This is a genomic window from Rhizobium sp. CNPSo 3670 (assembly GCF_057784555.1).
The window spans coordinates 199,969-220,283 of the sequence record NZ_JBXSOL010000007.1; the positions used below are offsets into that span (position 1 = coordinate 199,969).

Consider the following 20,315-nt stretch of genomic DNA (forward strand, 5'->3'; position numbering starts at 1 on the left):
TTACGGCAGATTGTCTTTCAGGAATATGTCGAGCCGGATGCGCTCCTGCGCTTCGATGACGGCGAGCCCGTCCGCCTTGGCCTTCAACACCCGGATGGCGCTGCGCACCTCGTGACCGGCATTCTGATTGAGTATCGCATCGATCGTGTTGTCGATAAGCGCCGCCCGCGTGTGGGCGGTCAGCTCGTGGGCGACGACCGTCAGCGTCCGGTCGACGGCCTTCTCCTTCAGTGCCCGGATGAGGCCGCGATTGCCGGCGCCGAGGCTATAGACGCCGATAATATCGGCATTCCCAAGTGCCTCCGCGACGAGCATATGGGCGATCTCCGGATCGTCACGGCCCTCCAGAACCGGAAGGATCGCAAGATCGGGAAACTCCTCTCCCATGACCGAAGTGAACCCTTCCAGCCGCTCGCGATGGTCGCGCACCAGCATGGAGCCGGCGAGCACGGCGATCTTGCCCTTTCGCGGCCCTAGGAACCGGCCGAGCAGACGGGCCGCCGTGCGGCCAGCCGCAATATTGTCGACACCGGCGTAGTGATGGCGCAGCGATCCGGTAAGATCGGACACCAGCGTGACGATGGGAAAGCCCGCCTGCACCAGCCTGTCGACGACGGCACGCACTTCAGGCGCATCGGTCGCAACCATTGCGATGCCGCAAGGCTTTTCGCGGGAAAGCCCTTCGAGCACGGCGACGAGAGCGGCCGGATCGAAGGCAGGTACCTCGATCGTACGAATATCGGTGCGTTCAGCAGGCGAGCGGAGGATCGCCTGCCGGATTTCGGCATTGAGCCCGTGCATGAAGGAATTGTCGCTGGCCGGGAGGATGAAGACCAGCGGATAAGTGCGACCCTTGGCGAGATTGGCGGCGGCGACGTCCCTGATATAACCGAGTTCGCGGATTGCGGTCTCGACCTTCTCCCGCGTGACATGGCGCACACCAGGACGCTGATTGAGGACCCGGTCGACAGTCGCGAGACTGACGCCCGCCGCAGCGGCGATATCGTGAACAGTTGGCCTCATCGTTCCTCCTGACGAGACCATTAGCGCCAAATTTGATGTACGTAAATCAAAAAAACCAGCGGGGCGATTTCCGCATCATTTTTCCGGTCTTGCCGGCCGCTGGCATCAATTCGATGAGCGATCGCCCACCTGATGACACAGAGGCTGGAAAACCGCAACAAAAAGGCCCTCCGGAGAGGGCCTTTTCGAGGGACGGGGCCGGAGGTCAGTGGCCGCCGCCACCTCCTCCGCCGCCTTGCGGCGCGGGTTTCTTGATCATGGCGACACCCAGGATCATCGCAACGAACAGTGCGGTCAGGATCAGGAACACATCGCTGAAGGAAAGGATGACCGCCTGCTTAGTTGCGAGGCCAACCATCTGCTTGATCGCGACCGAAGTGCCGTCCATGCCGTAACTGGTAAAATTGGCGGCCATGTTGTTCATCTGGTCGATCGCCGCCGAATTGCCCCAGTCCATATTCTCCCGCAATCGCTCGTAGTGCACATCCTGCCGGTTGGTGAGCACGGTGTTGATGACAGCGAGGCCGACGGCGCCGCCAAGATTTCTGGTCAGATTGAACAGGCCGGACGCGCCGCGAATGCGCGACGGCGGCATCGTGCCGAGCGCGATGTTGTTGATCGGCACCATGCACATCATAAGGCCGAAACCACGCAGCATCTGCGGGATGAACAGTTCGTAGAAATCCCAATCCGCCGTCAGGTGGATCATGATGTAGGTGCCGGCGGCGAAGCTGATGAAACCGATCACCATCATCAGGCGCAGGTCCATCTTGGTCGACAGCCGCCCGGCGATCGGCGCGGTGAAGAACATCGCAAGCCCGGAGACGAACATCGTCTCGCCGATCATCAGCGAGTCATAGCCGCGGATTCGCCCGAGATAGACGGGGTAGATATAGGTAAGGCCGTAGAGGCCGATGCCCATGACGAAGGAAAACACCGAGCCGAAGGAGAAATTCCGGTTGGCAAAGGCCTTCAGGTCGACGACGGGAAACTCCACCGTGAAGGCGCGATAGAAGAAGACGATGGCCGCGGCACCGGAGGCGACGGCAGCCAGCGCGATGGAATTGTCGTTGAACCAATCGTTCGAGTTGCCCTCTTCGAGCACATATTCCAGGGCGCCGAGGAAGACGCCCATCGAGATCAGCCCCCACCAGTCGAACTTCTTGAAGAGCGACAGTTCCGGCTTGTCGAAGTCGATGAAGTTCCAGGTAACCAGCGTGACGATGATGCCCGGAACGATATTGACGAGGAACAGCCAGTGCCAGGAGAAGGCGTGGCTGAGATAGCCGCCGACGGTCGGGCCGATGGTCGGCGCCAGCGTCGCGATCAGGCCGATGATCGGCGAGACGATGCTGCGCTTCGACGGCGGGAAGATGGTGAAGGCGGCCGCGAAGACCGACGGGATCATGCCGCCGCCGATGAAGCCCTGGATGGCGCGGTAGACGATCATCTGGTCGATATTCGTCGCCGTGGCGGCAAGCGCGCTCGCCATGGTGAAGCCGGCGGCCGAGATCGCGAAGAGATAGCGCGTCGAGATGATGCGCGCCAGCGTGCCCGAAAGCGGGATCATGATCACTTCAGCGATCAGATAGGCCGTCTGCACCCAGCCGATTTCGTCGGAACCGGCCGACAGGCCGGCCTGAATTTCGGCAAGCGACGCAGAGACGATCTGGATGTCGAGGATCGACATGAACATGCCGAGCACCATTGCGAAAAAGGCGATGAGCTTCCTCGGATCCATGCGCTCGTCGGCGTGGGCGGGCGCTGCCGGAATCGTCCCCGCTGTTGCTGTCGCGCTTCCGGTCATCGGACCCTCCGCCTATTCTAAAGGCTACTTGTTCGGCGCCGTGCGGGTATCGACGTCGACGACGACGCTGAGGCCCGCGCGCAGGCGGCCGCTGTCGAGCGCATCCTGCGGCAGCGCGATGCGCACGGGCACGCGCTGGATCACCTTGGTGAAGTTGCCCGTGGCATTTTCCGGCGGCAGCAGCGAAAAGACCGAACCGGAGGCCGGCGAGATCGATTCGACAGTGCCGACGATCGGGTGGTCGTCATAGGCATCGACATGGACGTTGACCTTCGAGCCTGGAACGAGATGCTGGATCTGCGTTTCCTTGAAATTGGCGTCGATATAAAGCTGGCGCACCGGAACGAGCGCCATTAGGCGCTGGCCGGGCGAGACCAGATCCCCTTCCTGGACGGAACGGTTGCCGACGATGCCGTCATAGGGCGCCTTGAGCACGGTGAAGGAGAGGTCGCGGGCGGCCTTGTCGCGCTGGATTTCCAGCGTGCGGACGGAACCTTCCGCTTCCCTGCGCTGGGCTTCGAGGATGGCGATATTGGCTTGCGCCGCCACGATATTGGCATCGCCGCCGGCAAGATTGGCCTTGGCCTGATCGAGTGCGGTATTGGCATCATCGAGATCCGCGGTGGTGCCGACCGACTTTGCCTGCAGATCGCTCTGGCGCTTCTGCTTGATTTCCGCACCACGAACCGTGGCTTCGAGGGCAGTCTTCTGGGCCTGGGCCTGCACGAGGCTCGCCTTGGCGCCTTCAATCTGCGCATCGATACGGCTGAGCGAAAGCTGCTCGGTCGCAATCTGGGCATTCGCCTGATCGAGGGCATTCTGGTAGTCGCCGTTATCAAGAGTAGCGAGAACGTCGCCTGCCTTGACTTCCTGGTTGGCGACAACATTCACCTTCGCGACATAGCCGGTAACCTTCGGCGAGATGGTCGCGATATCGCCTTCGATATAGGCGTCGTCGGTCGACACCATGAACCGGCCGTTCATCCACCATTCGTATCCATACCAACCGCCGCCCGCAAGCAGGGCAAGCACGACGATCGGCAGCACCGGGCTGCGCCGCTTCTTCGCCGCAGGCGGAGCAACCGGGGCCTGGGTCGGCGCCGGCTGTGCGGGAGCAGCCGGCTTTTCCAGGGCTTCCGCCGCCGGTGCCTCGGCAACGACCGCGACCTTTGCCTCTTCAGCCTCGGCGTTTTCACTAACGATACGCGCGACGTTGCTCTTCTGGTTGCTCGACATGGCCAACTTACCGATCTTGGAGTAAATAATCGAACTGAACGGTTCGGTTCAGTTGACATAAACCTGTTTTATCGTCATATCAAGATGTATAGAACCAATCGGTTCGATTTCTTTAAAGAAAGTACGAAACCGTGAACACGGTTAAGGAGACATGACGCTAAAACCCGACCACGTCGCCGTCTTCAGCCCACCCGCTGGAGGAGGCCGATTTGCCGCTGGCGAAGATCCGGCAAAACGTCAGCAAATCCTCGCCGGCGCCAAACGTGTCTTCATGAAGATGGGTTTCGACGCCGCCAGCATGAACGACGTGACGCGTGAGGCCGGGGTCTCCAAGGGCACGCTTTACGTTTATTTCACCAATAAGGAAGAGTTGTTTTCGGCGATGATCGAAGCCGAGCGCGCCGCCTTCGTGGCGGCCGTGCGCACGGCCCTTGCCGAGCATGATGACCCCGAATCCGGCCTGTACGAATTCGGGATAAGCTTCGTCACCCACATGACCGATGAGAAGGTCATCAGCGCGATGCGCACCGTTCTCGGCGTTCGCGACCGCATGCCGGTACTCTGTCAACGCTTTTTCAAGGGCCCGGTAAACCTGCGCACGATCATGCGCGATTTTTTGGAACAGCATGTCGCCGAAGGCCGGCTCGAGATCGACGACATCGATCTTGCCGCCGGCCAGTTTCTCGATCTTGCCAGCGGCAGCTTCTTCAAGCTCCGCCTGTTCGGCAGCATGGAAGAACCGCCGACTCGTGAGGAAATCGACCGCGTCATCCGCGGTGCGATCAAGGTCTTCATGGCAGCCTACGGCGCGCGCCGGCACGAGACGGCCTAATCCCGTATCCTTGACTGCCGCTCCCCTTCGGCCAAAACTCCGCAAGGACGATCAAACCCGGCTGCCGGCTTTTCTCTAATAACGAGCCGCAACCAGGGGAATGAAGATGAACGCCATCGCACGGGCGATCTGGTTCATAGAGAGCCATTTCGAAAGCGATATATCGCTGGAAGAGATATCGGACGCAGCCGGATTGTCGCGCTACCATCTGTCGCGCGTCTTCGGGCTCGTCACCGGCCACTCGATCAGCAGCTACATGAGAGGACGGCGCCTCAGCCGCGCCGTGCCCGCATTGGTCACCGGCTCATCCACCATTCTCGAGGTTGCGCTTTGCGCGGGCTACGGCTCGCACGAAGCTTTCACCCGTGCCTTCCGCGAGCAGTTCGGCATGACGCCGGATGCTGTGCGCAGACAGGGACACGCCCGTAACCTTGTTTTATTGGAGCCGATCCGAATGGATACCGACCACCTCAACGACCTCGAACCACCCCGTTTCGAGACTCTTCAACCAATGCTCTTTGCCGGCCTGCAGGAGACCTACCCTTATGGCGACAATGCCGCCATCCCGTCGCTTTGGCAAAAGTTCAATACCCATTTCGGGCATATTCCAGGCCAGAAAGGCAATGTCACCTATGGCATCTGCAGACATATCGGCGAGGAGGAGAAATTCCGCTACATGGCCGCAGCCGAGATTTCCGACGCCGGCGACTTGCCCGCGGAGTTTACGACGCTCAAGCTTCCGGGACAGCGCTACGCCGTCTTCACCCATCGCGGCCACGTCTCCGGCATTTCCCTGACCATGAACCGGATTTTCGGCACATGGTGGCCAAGCTCAGGCCTGGAACATGGCGAGACACCTGACATGTTCGAACGTTACGACGAGCGCTTCGATCCCTATACCGGCATGGGCGTCACCGAAATCTGGCTGCCTGTAAGGGAATAAAGATCATATCAGTTTCGTATACCCGCTTGTGGCGCTTGTCCGGACGGCAGGCGCCATTACATTGCGCGCGTCGTTCCATCATGTGACGCCAAAGAGGATATACGCTGATGCAGGATATCATGACGCTCATTCAGGACCCGGCCGCCTGGGTGGCGCTCATCACACTGGTGGTGATGGAAGTCGTTCTCGGGATCGACAACCTGATCTTCATTTCCATTCTGACCAACAAACTGCCTCCTGAGCACCGCGAGAGAGCTCGCCGGATCGGCATCGGCCTTGCCCTCATCATGCGTCTGGCCTTGCTCGGCACCGTTGCCTGGATCGTGCAACTGACCGAACCGCTGTTTGAAGCCTTCGGCCACGGCTTCTCATGGAAGGACCTGATCCTGATCGCCGGCGGCCTGTTCCTCGTCTGGAAAGCCACCAAGGAAATTCACCACAGCGTCGACCCCGTAGACCATCAGGAAGATTTCATCGCCACGTCGGCAACGACAGGCTTTGCATCGGCGATCGGTCAGATCCTGCTGCTCGACCTGGTCTTCTCCGTCGACAGCATCATCACCGCCGTCGGCATGACGCCGCATCTGCCGATTATGGTGATCGCCGTCATCGCCGCTGTGACCGTCATGCTGGTTGCCGCGACCCCGCTCGCCAACTTCATCGAGAGAAATCCGACGATCGTCATGCTGGCGCTCGCCTTCTTGCTGATGATCGGCACGACGCTGATCGCCGAAGGCATGGGCTTCCACGTGCCGAAGGGCTACGTCTACGCCGCCATGGCCTTCTCGGCGCTGGTCGAGGTGCTGAACATGTTCGCACGCAATGCCCGGAAGCGGAAACGCGAAGGCGCGCACTGAGGCAGATACGGTAGCGTGCGCCGCAACCGGCGCACCTTCTCAGCGTCCGCAAGCCGTTGCGGACGCGGTTTTTCTTGACGCGCCCGGTTGAATATGGCCTAAGGCCAGCCGAACGGACGATCGGCGAATGGTGCGGGCGAATGCCCTTTTTCGGCCGGTTTGCCGATGAAGATATCTGCATCCTTCCGGCCGAACGTCGCTTTCCCGTGAAAGCAGTCCGGCATTCATTGACGGGCACATACAATGACAAATTCCGGGACAGCTTCCGGCGTCCGCGTCCGCATCGCTCCCTCGCCGACCGGCGAGCCGCATGTCGGCACCGCTTATATCGCTCTCTTCAACTACCTCTTTGCCAAGAAGCACGGTGGCGAGTTCATCCTGCGCATCGAAGATACCGATGCGACGCGCTCGACCCCGGAATTCGAGACCAAGGTGCTGGACGCGCTGAAATGGTGCGGGCTGGAATGGAAGGAAGGCCCCGATATCGGCGGCCCCTACGGCCCTTATCGCCAGTCCGACCGCAAGCCGATGTACCAGCCCTATGCACAGGAACTGCTGGACAATGGCCATGCCTTCCGCTGTTTCTGCACGCCTGCGCGGCTGGAGCAGATGCGCGAGGCGCAGCGCGCCGACGGCAAGCCGCCGAAATACGACGGTCTCTGCCTGAACCTCACGGCCGAAGAAGTCACCTCGCGCATGGCGGCCGGCGAAAGCACCGTCATCCGCATGAAGATCCCGGCCGAAGGCTCGTGCGACTTTACCGACGGCGTCTACGGCGACGTCTCCATTCCGTGGGATTCCGTCGACATGCAGGTCCTCATCAAGGCCGACGGCATGCCGACCTATCACATGGCCAATGTTATCGACGATCATCTGATGAAGATCACCCATGTGGCGCGCGGCGAGGAATGGCTGGCGTCGGTTCCGAAGCACATCCTGCTCTATCGCTATTTCGGCTGGGAGCAGCCGGTCTTCATGCATCTGTCGTTGATGCGCAACGCCGACAAGTCGAAGCTGTCGAAGCGCAAGAACCCAACCTCGATCTCCTATTATTCCGCGCTCGGTTATATCCCCGAGGCGCTGATGAACTTCCTCGGCTTGTTCTTCATCCAGATCGCCGAAGGCGAAGAGCTTCTGACGATGGAAGAACTGTCCGAAAAGTTCGATCCGGACAATCTCTCCAAAGCAGGCGCGATCTTCGACATTCAGAAGCTCGACTGGCTGAACGGCCGCTGGATCCGCGAGAAGCTCTCCGAGGAGGAATTCCAGGCGCGTGTACTGACCTGGGCGATGGAGAACGATCGCCTGAAGGCCGGCCTGCGCCTGTCGCAGACGCGCATTTCCAAGCTCGGCGAACTGCCCGATCTAGCAGGCTTCCTGCTAAAATCCGATCTTAGCCTGCAGCCGTCCGATTTCGCCAAGATCAAATCGCCGCCGGAAGAGATCCTAGAGATCCTCAACTCCGTCCAGCCCGATCTCGAAAAGATCCTGGAATGGAATGTCGAGACGATCGAGGCCGAGCTGCGCGCCGTCGCCGACCGCATGGGCAAAAAGCTGAAGGTCGTGGTGGCACCGCTCTTCGTCGCCGTCTCCGGCTCGTCGCGTTCGCTGCCGCTCTTCGATTCCATGGCGCTGCTCGGCCGCTCCGTCGTGCGCCAGCGCCTGAAGCTCGCAGCACAGGCGGTCGCCGCCCTCGTCGGCTCGAAATAAGAAAAGTCAGAGGATTTCGACAGTGGCTGACAACAAGACCGAAAACACCCTTTCCTCCGACGCGACCGAGGTGCGCGCCCAGAAGCTCAAGCTGCTGCGCGCGCAGATCGGGGATGCCTATCCGGCGCATTTTCACCGGACGCTGACCAATGCCGAGCTTGGCGCCAAGTATGAATCTCTGGAACCCGACGTCGAGACGCAGGATGTCGTCACCGTCGCCGGCCGCGTCTATTCCTCGCGCAATTCCGGCATGTTCATGGATATCCATGACGCCTCCGGCAAGATCCAGATCTTCAGCCACAAGGACACGACGCCGGAAGAGGCCCGCGCCCTGCTGCCGATGATCGATATCGGCGACATCATCGGTGTCACCGGCATCGTGCGCCGCACCAAGCGCGGCGAGCTGACGATCAACGCGCAGAAAATCGAAATGCTGACGAAGTCGCTGCTGCCGATGCCCGAGAAGTGGCACGGTCTCTCCGATATCGAGCTGCGTTACCGCAAGCGCCATCTCGACATCATGACCAACGAGGATTCGAAGCTGCGCTTCCAGCAGCGCTCGAAGATCGTCTCCGGAATCCGCCGTTTCATGGAGAATGACGGCTTCATGGAAGTCGAGACACCGATGCTGCATTCCGTCTATGGCGGCGCCACCGCCGAGCCGTTCAAGACGCATCACAACACGCTGAAGCTCGACATGTATCTGCGCATCGCGCCGGAACTGTTCCTGAAGCGTACGCTGGTCTCTGGCCTCACCGACAAGGTCTTCGAGATCAACCGGAACTTCCGCAACGAAGGCGTCTCCACGCGCCACAATCCCGAATTCACCATGATGGAGTGCTACTGGGCCTATGCCGATTACGAGGACATGATGGACCTCGTCGAGCGGCTGTTCGAGACCCTGGCGCTCTCCATTCATGGCACGACGGAATTCGACTTCATCGACAAGCGCCTCTCCTTCAAGGGGCCGTTCAAGCGTGTGCCGATGCCTGATGCCGTCCAGGAAGCAACCGGCATCGATTTCCTCGCCATCAAGACCGACGAGGAAGCCCGCGCCGCCGCCAAGGCTGCCGGCTTTGCGGTCGAGAAGGACTGGACCTGGGGCGAATGCCTCGCCTTCATCTTCGAGGAAAAGGTGGAAGCGACGCTGATCCAGCCGGCCCACGTCACGCATTTCCCGAAGGACATCTCGCCCTTCGCCAAGGAAGTGCCGGGCGAGCCGCGGCTTGTCGAACGCTTCGAGACCTATTGCAACGCCTGGGAACTCGGCAACGCCTTCTCGGAACTCAACGATCCCGAGGAACAGCGCCGCCGCATGGTCGAGCAGCTCGAGCAGGCGCATGCCCGCGGCGAAAAGGAAAAGCAGCTGGACGACGAATTCCTGGACGCGATCGACCAGGGCATGCCGCCGGCTGGTGGCCTCGGCATCGGCGTCGACCGTCTGATCATGCTTCTGACCAACGCGCCGTCGATCCGCGACGTCATCCTCTTCCCGGCCCGCCGCAGCAAGGCCGACTGACAGGAAAGATGCAGGTTGATCAAAGCGGACTGCCGGCCGGCGCTCCGCTTCTTCATATGCCTGTTCAGTGGCTCTTGGCGGCTTCCGCCGGCGGCTCTTCGGCCGGCGCCTCGGCCACTACTTCGGCGCCGTCGCCCTCGGCAGCTGGCGCCGGTTCGCTTTCGGCAGCCGGTGCCGCGCCATGTCCCCCGCCCTCGGCCTTCTTGTCCTTCTCCTCAATCTTCTTGCCCGTCGCCTCGCCCTTGGTCGAGGCGACGGCGACCGGATCGACGCAATCCTCCGGATCCTTGAAGCCAGCACTGATCATGGCGATCTCATCGGCCGGGAGTTCGATACGCTCGCCGAAGAACAATCCGTTTTCGCTGGCCTTGCCGTCGTAGTAGCGCGCCGTATAGCGCTTGTCGTCGAGGCCGAGAACGGTCTTGTCGGGATGCGGGATGAAGACGACATCGGCGCCTATCGCCCGGCCGCGAATATCGGCACGCAGCGTTGGGCCGTTCTCATCAAGCACCACCACCTGTACCAGATCCGGTTTCTGCGCGGCATAGACGGCCTGGGCGACACGGAGCGCGGTCCTGACCCGCGTCATCCCGTCGGTCGGTTCGGTCTTTATGTATTTCCGCACCCAGACATGATCCTGTTTTCTGATCGTCACAAGGTTGACGTCGCTGCATTCGAGCGCGCCGCCACTGGAGACGCCGATCAGCCTGTCCTTGCCGACATACAGCGCCGCGCCGCCGGAAACGCCCGCCAGAAGCGCGACTCCGCCGATGATGATTGCCAATTTCCGGGAAGGCCGGAATATGCGCAGTAAGGCCTTCACGCCAACTGCTCCGCCATCTCAAACTCCAACGCAGGACAGGTGCTGAGAATGCTATGGAAATGACGTTTCGGAAAGTTTAAGTGGGCGCGCCGTGCTCGCTCCATTTCAGGAAAATCCCAAAAAAGGTCCGAATTTTTCGGCTGCTTGCCACGGCACATTCCGCCATGCTCTAAACATCCATGGCTTTCACGCTTCGCCAGATCCAATATTTCGTGGCCGTCGCCGAACAGGGTTCGGTGACACGAGCCGCGCAGAACCTTTCGATCTCGCAATCCTCGGTGACGGAAGCGCTGAAGGAGCTCGAAACCGATCTCGGCGTCGAACTCTTCGAGCGCCATCCGCGCGGCCTGACGATTACCCACAACGGACATCAGTTCCTCCGTCACGCGACCAAGATTCTCGCCTCCGTCTCCGATGCGCGGACCAGCTTCTCCGGCCAGCAGAGTACCCTCTCCGGCACGTTGAATATCGGCGTCACCTCGCTTGTCGCCGGCTACGTTCTCTCCGATCTGCTGGCGCGATACCGGCGCGCCTGCCCGGGCATCGAAGTCAGCGCCATCGAGGACAATGGCGGCTATCTCGAACATCTGCTGGTCGGCGGCGAACTCGACGTGGCGGTGATGGTGATATCCAATCTGCGCGACCGCATGGCGCTCCAGGCGGAAATCCTCGAAACCTCGCCCTATCGCCTCTGGCTGCCGATGGGCCATCCGCTGGTGTCGGCCGATATCATCTCTGTCGCCGATATCGCCCGCGAACCGCTGATCATGCTGACGGTCGACGAGATCGAGGAGAATACCGGCAAACTGCTCTCCGCACTCGGCGCCCGCCCGCATGTCGCCTTCCGCACCCGCTCGGTGGAAGCGGTGCGCAGCCTGGTCGCCACAGGCGCCGGCGTGGCGCTGCTTCCCGATCTTGTCTACCGACCCTGGTCGCTCGAAGGCGACCGCATCGAGAGCCGCGACGTCTCCGGCTCGCTGCCGGTCGTCCAGGTAGGGATGGTCTGGCGCAAGGGCTCCAGCCTGCCGCAGGCGGCGCGCGATTTCGTCGGCATCGCCGAAACCATGCGGTCCGGCCGGCTCCGCTGATATCGGAATTTCCGATTTCGCCTTTCTGATAAATGAATTTGCGAAACCGGGCTTTTGGCGTCACCTTTTCAACCGGGAACAAATCGCCACAGAAGTGGCACCAAACCGGGAGACGCAGATGACGAATCTCTTGAAATCCTGCACGGCAGCGCTCGCCTGCCTGAGCTTCGCGACACAGCTGGTCGCCGCCGAACCGCTGAAGGCCTTGGGTAAGGGCGAAGGCGCGGTCAGCATCGTCGCCTGGGCCGGCTACATCGAACGCGGCGAAACCGACAAGAATTACGACTGGGTCACCGGCTTCGAAAAGGAAACCGGCTGCAAGGTCTCAGTCAAGACTGCCGCCACATCCGATGAGATGGTGTCGCTGATGAACGAAGGTGGCTTCGATCTCGTCACCGCATCCGGCGACGCGTCGCTTCGCCTCATCGCCGGCAAGCGTGTCCAGCCGATCAATACCGATCTGATCCCGAGCTTCAAGAATGTCGACAAGCGCCTGCAGGACGGCCCATGGTACACGGTCGGCGGCGTGCATTACGGCGTGCCCTATCTCTGGGGGCCGAACGTCCTGATGTACAATACCGACGCCTTCAAGGACAAGGCGCCGACCAGCTGGGGTGTCGTCTTCGAGGAGCAGACCCTGCCGGACGGCAAGTCAAACAAGGGCCGCGTCCAGGCCTATGACGGCGCGATCTATATCGCCGATGCGGCCATGTATCTGATGGCCCATAAGCCCGATCTCGGCATCAAGGACCCGTACGAACTGACTGAGGACCAGTACAAGGCCGCCCTCGACCTGTTGCGCGGCCAGCGCAAGCTCGTCTCACGCTACTGGCACGACGCGATGATCCAGATCGACGACTTCAAGAACGAAGGCGTCGTCGCCTCCGGCTCCTGGCCCTTCCAGGTCAACCTGCTCCAGGCCGACAAGCAGAAGATCGCCTCCACCTTTCCGGATGAAGGCGTCACCGGATGGGCCGACACGACCATGCTGCACGCCGACAGCGAACATCCGAACTGCGCCTATATGTGGATGGAACATTCGCTGCAGGCCAAGGTCCAGGGCGACGCCGCCGCCTGGTTCGGCGCCGTGCCCTCCGTTCCCGCTGCCTGCAAGGGCAACGAGCTGATGGGAGAAACCGGCTGCGCCACCAACGGCTTCGATCACTTCGACAAGATCAAGTTCTGGAAAACACCGGTCGCCAAATGTGCAACGCAGAGCGAATGCGTGCCCTATCACCGCTGGGTGTCGGATTACATCGGCGTGATTGGCGGGCGGTAATAGCCAAGTCGGCTTGTGTGGTTGAAGAACCCTCCCCAACCCCTCCCCACAAGGGGAGGGGCTACAAGTGGCACCGCCTCGCTCCTCTTGAACACGGAGTTCTTTGCGAGGGTGCGGCAGATTAAGCCCCTCCCCTGGTGGGGAGGGTTTGGGGCGGGGTCTTTTAAGCCGCGACCGACGCCCTCTATTGAAAGACCCGGAGCCTTCCATGACGTCAGCCGTCCGCTTCCAACAGGTATCGCGCCATTTCGGCCAGGTTCGCGCCGTCGACGGCGTCGATCTCGAAATAGCGCCGGGCGAGTTCTTCGCCATGCTCGGCCCGTCGGGTTCCGGCAAGACGACATGCCTTAGATTGATCGCCGGCTTCGAACAGCCGACAGCAGGCCACATTCAGATCTTCGGCGAGACGGCCGACGGCGTTCCGCCCTATCGGCGCAACGTCAACACCGTATTCCAGGATTACGCGCTCTTCCCGCATCTCAACATCCTCGACAACGTCTCCTACGGGCTGATGGTCAAGGGCGTCGGCAAGGCGGAGCGGATGAAGGCGGCGGGAGAAGCCCTCGAGCTCGTCAAACTGCCGGGTTATGGCGGCCGCCGCCCCGGCCAACTCTCCGGCGGCCAGCGGCAGCGCGTGGCGCTCGCCCGCGCCCTCGTCAACAAGCCGAAGGTGCTGCTGCTCGATGAGCCGCTCGGTGCGCTGGACCTGAAGCTGCGGGAGCAGATGCAGGAGGAATTGAAGAGCCTGCAGCGCGCGCTCGGCATCACCTTTGTCTTCGTCACCCATGATCAGGGCGAGGCGCTGTCCATGGCCAATCGCGTCGCGGTCTTCAACAATGGCAATATCGTCCAGCACGGCACGCCGCAGGATATCTATCGCTGCCCGAAGACCCGTTTCGTCGCCGATTTCGTCGGCTCGTCCAATGTGATCGCGCCTGATCTGATGGCCGCGATCGGCGGCGAGAAACGCTGGGCGAGCCTGCGCCCCGAGGCGATCCGGCTGGCAAGTGACGGCATCGAGGCGAAGGTCGAGCATGCGAGCTTCCTCGGCGCCGCCACCCGTCTCAGCGTCGACCTGCAGGGCAGCCGGCTGCATGTCACGCTGCCGGCAGGCATGCCTGTGCCGGATATCGGCGCCGGCATCCGGCTTGCCTGGCAGCCCGCCGATATCCACTACATGGACGATGCGGCATGACGGCACTCATCATCTCCGACGGCAAGACATCGATCCTTCCGGGACGCAGTGGCGTCTTCGGCCGGCTGTCGGATGCCTTCTGGCGGCACCCGAAGCTTTTGCTGTTCCTGATGCTGACACCGCCCCTGCTCTGGCTCGGCATCATCTATATCGGCTCGCTCATCGCCCTGCTTCTGCAGAGTTTCTTCTCGATCGACGATTTTTCCGGACTGGTGAACTACGAATTCACGCTGTCGACCTACGCCCAGCTTCTGAGCCCGACGAATTTCGACATCATTATCCGCACCGTCTTAATGGCGGCGCTGGTCACCGTCGCTTCCGCACTCATCGCCTTCCCGATCGCCTACTACGCCGCCCGTTATGCGCGGGGCAAATGGAAGGTGCTGTTTTATCTCGGCGTCATGCTGCCGCTCTGGTCGAGTTATCTCGTCAAGATCTACGCCTGGAAGCTGATCCTCGCTAAAGAAGGCATCCTGACGTGGATCTTCGAACAGCTCCATCTCTCCTGGCTTCTCGACGGCGTCCTGAACCTGCCCGTCGTCGGCGGCAATTCGCTTTCGGTCAGCTACCTCGGCACCTTCATCGTCTTCGTCTATATCTGGCTGCCCTACATGATCCTGCCGACTCAGGCGGCCCTCGAGCGTGTGCCCGGCAACCTGATCGAGGCCTCGGCGGATCTCGGCGCCACCCCGCGCCAGACATTCCGCACCGTGCTGCTGCCCCTGGCACTCCCCGGCATCGTCGCCGGTTCGATTTTCACCTTTTCGCTGACCCTCGGCGATTACATCATCCCGCAGATCATCGGCTCTTCCAGGCTGTTCATCGGCCAGGCCGTCTATGCGCAGCAGGGGACGGCTGGCAACGTGCCGCTGGCGGCTGCCTTCTCGGTCGTGCCGATCGTCATCATGGCGCTTTATCTGTCGCTCGCCAAAAGACTGGGGGCCTTCGATGCGCTCTGATCTCAAGACATCGCCGCTGCCCTTGAAGATCGCCGCCGCCGGCGGGCTGCTTTTCCTGCACCTGCCGATCCTGCTGATCTTCGTCTATGCCTTCACGACGGAGGAGAAGAGCTATCAGTGGCCGCCACCCGGCCTGACGCTGCAATGGTTCGCCGTCGCCTGGAACCGGCCCGACGTCTGGTCGGCGCTCGGCCTTTCCGTGCAGGTCGCCGTCATCGCCACCGCGATCGCGCTCGTCCTCGGCACGCTCTGCGCGGCTGCCGTCAGCCAGACGAAATTTTTCGGCCGCGAGGCGATCTCGCTGCTGGTCATCCTGCCGATCGCGCTTCCCGGCATCATCACCGGCATTGCGCTGCGCTCCGCCTTCAGTCTCTTCGACATCCCGTTCTCGGTCTGGACCATCGTGCTCGGCCACGCCACTTTCTGCGTGGTGGTCGTCTACAACAACGCGGTCGCCCGCTTCCGCCGCACCTCCGGCTCGCTGATCGAAGCTTCGATGGATCTCGGCGCCGACGGCTTCCAGACCTTCCGCCATGTCATCCTGCCGAATATCGGCACCGCCCTGCTTGCCGGCGGCATGCTCGCTTTTGCCCTGTCCTTCGATGAGGTCATCGTCACCACCTTCACCGGCGGCCAGCAATCGACGCTGCCGATCTGGATGCTCGAAGAACTCATCCGCCCGCGCCAGCGCCCCGTCACCAATGTGGTCGCCATGGTCGTGGTGCTCGTCACTTTCCTGCCGATCCTGGCAGCCTATTACCTCACCCGCGACGGCGACCAGATCGCCGGTTCCGGCAAATAACAGGGAGAACATCATGGATACGCAAATGCTGATCGGTTCCCGCTTCGAAAAAGGCACGGAGACGGAAGAGCACATCCTGAACCCGAGGACCGGAGAGACGGTGATCGACCTTCCCGAGGCCTCGCTTTCCCAGGTCGATGCCGCCGTCGATGCCGCCGAAAAAGCCTTCAAGAGCTGGTCGCAGACGACGCCTTCCGAACGCTCGAGTTACCTGCTGAAGATCGCCGACGCTATCGAGAAGGACGCCGCCGGTTTCGCCGCGCTGGAAGCGCTGAACTGCGGCAAACCGATCAATTCAGTGCTGAACGATGAAATCCCGGCAATCGTCGATTGTTACCGCTTCTTCGCGGGGGCAGTGCGCAACCTGCACGCACCGGCCGCCGGCGAATACTTGCCCGGCCACACCTCGATGATCCGCCGTGATCCGATCGGCATCGTCGGCTCGATCGCGCCGTGGAACTATCCGTTGATGATGATGGCCTGGAAGCTGGCGCCGGCAATCGCGGGCGGCAACACCGTCGTCTTCAAACCCTCGGAACAGACGCCGCTGACAGCGCTGAAGATGGCGAAGCTGCTTTCCGACATCCTTCCCGAAGGCGTGGTCAACGTCATCCTCGGCCGCGGCGAAAGCGTCGGCAATGCGCTGATCAACCACGCCAAAGTCAACATGATCTCGATCACGGGCGATGTCGCCACCGGCAAGAAGGTGCTGCAGGCCGCCGCCAAGACCGTCAAGCGCACTCATCTGGAACTTGGCGGCAAGGCCCCGGTCATCGTCTTCGACGACGCCGATATCGATGCCGTCGTGTCAGGCATCCGCACCTTCGGTTATTACAATGCCGGTCAGGACTGCACCGCGGCCTGCCGCATTTATGCCGACGCCAAGGTCTACGACAATTTCGTTGCCGATCTCTCTTCGGCCGTCTCAAGCATCCGTTTCAATCAGGCCGACGACACCGAAAACGAGATCGGTCCGCTGATCTCCAGGCGCCAGCGTGACCGCGTCGAAAGCTTCGTCGCCCGCGCTTCCGAGCACAAGCACATGGAAATCACCACCGGCGGCAAGGTCTCCGGCGACAAAGGCTTCTTCTTCACGCCGACCGTCATTGCGGGCGCCTTGCAGGACGACGAGATCGTCCGCCGCGAGGTCTTCGGCCCGGTCGTCTCCGTCACCCGCTTCTCCGACGCTGACGATGCCATCGCTTGGGCGAACGACAGCGATTACGGCCTCGCCTCCTCGGTCTGGACCAGGGATATCGGCCGCGGCATGAAGACCGCCGGCCGCCTGCAATATGGCTGCACCTGGATCAACACGCATTTCATGCTGGTCAACGAGATGCCGCATGGAGGCCTCAAGCAGTCGGGTTACGGCAAGGACATGTCCGTCTATGCGCTGGAGGATTATACTGCCGTTCGCCATGTGATGATCAATCACGGCTGACCGGCGAAAACGTCAAGGATATGGAAGCCACGCCGACAGCAGGAACATTGTCCAATTTCGCGCGACGTGGAACAATTTCCCGGTTGCCGCGTCTTTTCAGACAAACGCAAAGGATGATGTCATGCTGAAATGGGCTCTGATATTCTTCGTTATTTCGATCATCGCCGGCTTCTTTGGCTTCTCCGGCGTCTCCGCCGCCACCGCGACCATCGCCCGCGTGCTCTTCGGTATTGCGCTGGTGATCTTCCTGATCTTCCTGGTTCTGGCGCTGATGGCCGGCCAGGCGGTCTTGTAAGCGGGCGCCGCCCAATCCGGAGCAATTCCGCGGCTCGGAAGAGCCGCGGCATGTTCATGGCGCGCAAAAGCCTGCAGCATTCGCTACAGCATCGCCCTCAGCCAGGGATGAAGGCTGTTAGCTCGCCTTTTCAGCAGCTTGTCGACCGATATCGAACCCGCTCCGGAAGCGGCGAGGACGAACATGCCGCCGGCAATCGCCAGGTCCTTCTCGAAATGCAAGAATTCGTTTTGGCTTGTAAAGTTCGTATGAAAGAGAAAGGCGGTCGCCAGGCAGAAGAGCGCCAGCGCCGTGGCACCCAGCCGACCGAGGAAACCCGCCGCAACGGAAATGGCGGCGCCGATTTGAAGAGCGATGGTGGCCAAAGCTATCGGCGCCGACAGCCCTAAGTTCGCGAAGGTGTCGATGGTCGACGCGAGATCTGCCGCAAGAGACGAGCCTTCGTGCAGAAAAATCAGCGCCAGCAGAAGCCTGCCCAGAAGCAGAACGAGGTCGGCTGATCGGAACCTGCTTGCGACGCTTTTCATCATACCCTCCGCTTTGCAGAGCAGGTGGACCGGTCGTGTGGCCCCTACGTTAATTCCGTCCCGTCTCCCGAGTGTTATGGGCTGGATCCTCCCGGTCGCCGGCTACGGCGCATTATAACAGGCTTGCACCGACATTGATCGCCAGCGCCAGGATCGTCGTGTTGAATAGAAACGACAGCACGGCATGCAGCAGTGTTAGCTTGCGCATGCTGGTCGAACTGACCGCGACATCCGCGGTCTGCGCGGCAACGCCGACGGTGAAGGAGAAATAGAGGAAGTCCCAATAGCCGGGCTCTTCGATGCCGTCGGGGAATTTGAGGCCGCTCTCTTCGTCCGCCCCGCCATAGAAATAATGGGCATAGTGGATGGTGAAAAGCGTATGCAGAAAGATCCACGAGATCAGAATCGTCAGCACCGTGGCACCCGCTCGCGTCAGCGCAACGTCAGGTGGCGCCTCCTTGATCGACTGAAGCTCGGTGCCGATGCCGACGATGCTCGCAAGCGCAGCACCGATTGAAAGGGCCAGCAAAACGGTATCCGAAAAATCGAGATCGGCGGCGCGTTTCCGGATCGATTCGACCGTCGCCCGCAGCATCTTGCGCCAGCTGAGCGCGACAAAAACAATGGCGCTGATATTCCAGCCGAACAGGATATTGCCGGCACTGACCTCCCGCGAGGTCAGAGCCAAGAAGACCACCAGTCCGGCAACAGCGGCAATGATGAAGCTTGCGTGCTTGCGGGCAAGTGCCAAAGGCGACCTTGCCGCTTCCTCGTCCGCCATATCGGTCTCCGACAGCATATGTCATTGATAAGAGCATGAAAAAGGCGCGGTTGCCAGCCGGCATCCGCGCCTTCGATCGTTGGCGTGCTCTATCAGGCGGCAGCGAGCTGCAGTTCCTTCTGCACCATGGTGCGCAGCGTCGACAGGTCCTTGGCGAAGGCGCGGATGCCTTCCGCGAGCTTTTCCGTCGCCATCGCGTCTTCGTTCATCATCCAGCGGAAGGTCTTTTCGTCGACGGCGATTTTGGCAGCCGGCCTGACCGTTTCAGGCGACAGCTTGCGCTCGAGCTTGCCTTGGTCGTTCGAAAGCTCGTCGAGCAGGTTCGGAGCGATGGTCAGGCGATCGCAACCGGCCAGCGCTTCGATCTCGCCGGTATTGCGGAAGGACGCGCCCATGACGACCGTCTTGATGTCGTTGGCCTTGTAGTAGTTGTAGATGTCACGGACGGAGATGACGCCCGGATCCTCCTCGGCAGTGAAATCCTTGCCCGTCGACTTCTTGTGCCAGTCGAGGATACGGCCGACGAAGGGCGAAATCAGGAAAACCTTGGCATCAGCGCAGGCGATCGCCTGCGCCTTGGAGAAGAGCAACGTCAGATTGCAGTCGATGCCCTCCTTCTGCAGGATTTCCGCTGCGCGAATGCCCTCCCAGGTAGACGCGAGCTTGATGAGGATACGGTCTTTCTCGATGCCGCGTTCCTTGTAGGCGGCAATGATGCTGCGTGCCTTGTTCAGCGATGCTTCGGTATCAAAGGACAGGTCGGCATCGACTTCCGTCGAAACGCGGCCGGGAACGAGCTTCACCAGGGCGGCGCCGACCGAGATGGCAAGGCGGTCGGCAACGGCTGCAGCGGCAACATTTGCATCGCCGCCGAGCTTCTTGCCCCAGGCGATAGCTTCCTTCATGTCGTCTGCGAACATTTCGGTACCGAGCGCCTTTAGGACGATGGATGGATTGGTCGTGCAGTCGACCGGCTTCAGGCGGGCGACTGCCTGAATATCGCCTGTATCGGCGACGACGGTGGTAATCTCGCGGAGTTGGTCAAGCTTGGATGTCATGGTTGGTGATCCTTATTGAATTCAAAGCGGACCGGCGCGACTTCCGCCCGGCAAAGAGATGATCTAGGGACAGATGTTTTGCATGCTGCGGGCGAATATACGCGCTTCCGTCACGGATGATTCATAAACGTGAGGGACAG

The 20,315-nt window shown here is 61.1% G+C and carries 19 protein-coding genes; 12 read left to right on the forward strand and 7 right to left on the reverse strand.

Annotated features, from left to right (window positions below; translation table 11 throughout):
- From AC13QO_RS09760 to AC13QO_RS09770, 3 genes are all read right to left on the reverse strand, one after another.
- The gene (locus AC13QO_RS09760; protein WP_488540536.1) at positions 1–1,023 is read right to left on the reverse strand and encodes a LacI family DNA-binding transcriptional regulator; all 1,023 of its coding nucleotides are present in this window, start codon (positions 1,021–1,023) and stop codon (positions 1–3) included.
- A 205-nt stretch (positions 1,024–1,228) separates the two neighbouring features.
- Positions 1,229–2,830 carry a DHA2 family efflux MFS transporter permease subunit gene (locus AC13QO_RS09765; RefSeq protein WP_488540537.1) on the reverse strand — a complete coding sequence of 534 codons (1,602 nt, stop codon included), beginning with the start codon at positions 2,828–2,830 and terminating at the stop codon, positions 1,229–1,231.
- Positions 2,831–2,854: 24 nt separating this feature from the next.
- Positions 2,855–4,066 carry an HlyD family secretion protein gene (locus tag AC13QO_RS09770; protein ID WP_488540538.1) on the reverse strand — a complete coding sequence of 404 codons (1,212 nt, stop codon included), beginning with the start codon at positions 4,064–4,066 and terminating at the stop codon, positions 2,855–2,857.
- Between the two features lie 151 nt (positions 4,067–4,217).
- Here AC13QO_RS09770 and AC13QO_RS09775 point away from each other — a divergent pair, with 151 nt between their 5' ends.
- The 5 genes from AC13QO_RS09775 (at position 4,218) to lysS (ending at position 9,927) form a co-directional block, all read left to right on the forward strand.
- Positions 4,218–4,898: a TetR/AcrR family transcriptional regulator C-terminal domain-containing protein gene (locus AC13QO_RS09775; RefSeq protein WP_488540539.1), complete on the forward strand. Its 681-nt coding sequence runs from the start codon at positions 4,218–4,220 to the stop codon at positions 4,896–4,898.
- A gap of 106 nt (positions 4,899–5,004) precedes the next feature.
- Entirely contained in the window at positions 5,005–5,841 is an 837-nt protein-coding gene (locus AC13QO_RS09780) for an AraC family transcriptional regulator (RefSeq protein ID WP_488540540.1), read from the forward strand.
- 107 nt (positions 5,842–5,948) lie between these two features.
- The gene (locus AC13QO_RS09785; RefSeq protein WP_085779527.1) at positions 5,949–6,698 is read left to right on the forward strand and encodes a TerC family protein; all 750 of its coding nucleotides are present in this window, start codon (positions 5,949–5,951) and stop codon (positions 6,696–6,698) included.
- 243 nt (positions 6,699–6,941) lie between these two features.
- Positions 6,942–8,408: a glutamate--tRNA ligase gene (gene gltX, locus AC13QO_RS09790; protein WP_488540541.1), complete on the forward strand. Its 1,467-nt coding sequence runs from the start codon at positions 6,942–6,944 to the stop codon at positions 8,406–8,408.
- A gap of 22 nt (positions 8,409–8,430) precedes the next feature.
- Entirely contained in the window at positions 8,431–9,927 is a 1,497-nt protein-coding gene (lysS, locus tag AC13QO_RS09795) for a lysine--tRNA ligase (protein ID WP_488540542.1), read from the forward strand.
- Positions 9,928–9,991: 64 nt separating this feature from the next.
- On the opposite strand, the gene AC13QO_RS09800 is transcribed toward lysS, so the two are convergent.
- Positions 9,992–10,750, reverse strand: coding sequence for a hypothetical protein (locus AC13QO_RS09800; protein WP_488540543.1), 759 nt, complete (start codon positions 10,748–10,750; stop codon positions 9,992–9,994).
- A 179-nt stretch (positions 10,751–10,929) separates the two neighbouring features.
- Here AC13QO_RS09800 and AC13QO_RS09805 point away from each other — a divergent pair, with 179 nt between their 5' ends.
- The 7 genes from AC13QO_RS09805 (at position 10,930) to AC13QO_RS09835 (ending at position 17,809) form a co-directional block, all read left to right on the forward strand.
- Complete coding sequence (locus AC13QO_RS09805) at positions 10,930–11,838, forward strand: LysR family transcriptional regulator (RefSeq protein ID WP_097597185.1); 909 nt, start codon at positions 10,930–10,932, stop codon at positions 11,836–11,838.
- A 118-nt stretch (positions 11,839–11,956) separates the two neighbouring features.
- On the forward strand, positions 11,957–13,117 hold the full coding sequence (locus AC13QO_RS09810; RefSeq protein ID WP_488540544.1) for an ABC transporter substrate-binding protein: 1,161 nt from the start codon (positions 11,957–11,959) through the stop codon (positions 13,115–13,117).
- 208 nt (positions 13,118–13,325) lie between these two features.
- Entirely contained in the window at positions 13,326–14,312 is a 987-nt protein-coding gene (locus AC13QO_RS09815) for an ABC transporter ATP-binding protein (protein ID WP_488540545.1), read from the forward strand.
- Positions 14,309–15,271, forward strand: a complete 963-nt coding sequence (locus AC13QO_RS09820; RefSeq protein WP_488540546.1) for an ABC transporter permease — start codon at positions 14,309–14,311, stop codon at positions 15,269–15,271. Before AC13QO_RS09815 ends, AC13QO_RS09820 begins: the two co-directional genes overlap by 4 nt.
- Complete coding sequence (locus tag AC13QO_RS09825) at positions 15,261–16,073, forward strand: ABC transporter permease (RefSeq protein ID WP_285192497.1); 813 nt, start codon at positions 15,261–15,263, stop codon at positions 16,071–16,073. The genes AC13QO_RS09820 and AC13QO_RS09825 overlap by 11 nt, the downstream gene beginning before the upstream one ends.
- Positions 16,074–16,086: 13 nt before the next feature.
- Positions 16,087–17,514: a gamma-aminobutyraldehyde dehydrogenase gene (locus AC13QO_RS09830; RefSeq protein WP_488540547.1), complete on the forward strand. Its 1,428-nt coding sequence runs from the start codon at positions 16,087–16,089 to the stop codon at positions 17,512–17,514.
- Between the two features lie 121 nt (positions 17,515–17,635).
- Positions 17,636–17,809, forward strand: coding sequence for a DUF1328 domain-containing protein (locus AC13QO_RS09835; RefSeq protein ID WP_004678026.1), 174 nt, complete (start codon positions 17,636–17,638; stop codon positions 17,807–17,809).
- Between the two features lie 83 nt (positions 17,810–17,892).
- Here the strand turns inward: AC13QO_RS09835 and AC13QO_RS09840 are convergent, their stop codons facing one another.
- The 3 genes from AC13QO_RS09840 to tal form a co-directional block, all read right to left on the reverse strand.
- Positions 17,893–18,336, reverse strand: coding sequence for a DoxX family protein (locus AC13QO_RS09840; protein ID WP_488540548.1), 444 nt, complete (start codon positions 18,334–18,336; stop codon positions 17,893–17,895).
- Between the two features lie 112 nt (positions 18,337–18,448).
- A complete protein-coding gene (locus tag AC13QO_RS09845; protein ID WP_488540549.1) occupies positions 18,449–19,117 on the reverse strand; it encodes a DUF1345 domain-containing protein in 669 nt (222 codons plus the stop codon).
- 92 nt (positions 19,118–19,209) lie between these two features.
- Entirely contained in the window at positions 19,210–20,175 is a 966-nt protein-coding gene (tal, locus tag AC13QO_RS09850) for a transaldolase (RefSeq protein ID WP_488540550.1), read from the reverse strand.
- Positions 20,176–20,315 lie beyond the last annotated feature (140 nt).

What these genes read in the sequence shown, in the direction of transcription:
- AC13QO_RS09780 (WP_488540540.1), top strand. Translation starts at nt 5,005, where the DNA reads ATGAACGCCATCGCACGGGCGATCTGGTTCATAGAGAGCCATTTCGAA.
- AC13QO_RS09815 (WP_488540545.1), top strand. Translation starts at nt 13,326, where the DNA reads ATGACGTCAGCCGTCCGCTTCCAACAGGTATCGCGCCATTTCGGCCAG.
- AC13QO_RS09765 (WP_488540537.1), bottom strand. Translation starts at nt 2,830, where the DNA reads ATGACCGGAAGCGCGACAGCAACAGCGGGGACGATTCCGGCAGCGCCC.
- AC13QO_RS09845 (WP_488540549.1), bottom strand. Translation starts at nt 19,117, where the DNA reads ATGGCGGACGAGGAAGCGGCAAGGTCGCCTTTGGCACTTGCCCGCAAG.
- AC13QO_RS09840 (WP_488540548.1), bottom strand. Translation starts at nt 18,336, where the DNA reads ATGAAAAGCGTCGCAAGCAGGTTCCGATCAGCCGACCTCGTTCTGCTT.
- gltX (WP_488540541.1), top strand. Translation starts at nt 6,942, where the DNA reads ATGACAAATTCCGGGACAGCTTCCGGCGTCCGCGTCCGCATCGCTCCC.
- AC13QO_RS09825 (WP_285192497.1), top strand. Translation starts at nt 15,261, where the DNA reads ATGCGCTCTGATCTCAAGACATCGCCGCTGCCCTTGAAGATCGCCGCC.
- tal (WP_488540550.1), bottom strand. Translation starts at nt 20,175, where the DNA reads ATGACATCCAAGCTTGACCAACTCCGCGAGATTACCACCGTCGTCGCC.
- AC13QO_RS09835 (WP_004678026.1), top strand. Translation starts at nt 17,636, where the DNA reads ATGCTGAAATGGGCTCTGATATTCTTCGTTATTTCGATCATCGCCGGC.
- AC13QO_RS09810 (WP_488540544.1), top strand. Translation starts at nt 11,957, where the DNA reads ATGACGAATCTCTTGAAATCCTGCACGGCAGCGCTCGCCTGCCTGAGC.
- AC13QO_RS09830 (WP_488540547.1), top strand. Translation starts at nt 16,087, where the DNA reads ATGGATACGCAAATGCTGATCGGTTCCCGCTTCGAAAAAGGCACGGAG.
- AC13QO_RS09820 (WP_488540546.1), top strand. Translation starts at nt 14,309, where the DNA reads ATGACGGCACTCATCATCTCCGACGGCAAGACATCGATCCTTCCGGGA.
- AC13QO_RS09785 (WP_085779527.1), top strand. Translation starts at nt 5,949, where the DNA reads ATGCAGGATATCATGACGCTCATTCAGGACCCGGCCGCCTGGGTGGCG.
- AC13QO_RS09760 (WP_488540536.1), bottom strand. Translation starts at nt 1,023, where the DNA reads ATGAGGCCAACTGTTCACGATATCGCCGCTGCGGCGGGCGTCAGTCTC.
- AC13QO_RS09770 (WP_488540538.1), bottom strand. Translation starts at nt 4,066, where the DNA reads ATGTCGAGCAACCAGAAGAGCAACGTCGCGCGTATCGTTAGTGAAAAC.
- AC13QO_RS09805 (WP_097597185.1), top strand. Translation starts at nt 10,930, where the DNA reads ATGGCTTTCACGCTTCGCCAGATCCAATATTTCGTGGCCGTCGCCGAA.
- AC13QO_RS09775 (WP_488540539.1), top strand. Translation starts at nt 4,218, where the DNA reads ATGACGCTAAAACCCGACCACGTCGCCGTCTTCAGCCCACCCGCTGGA.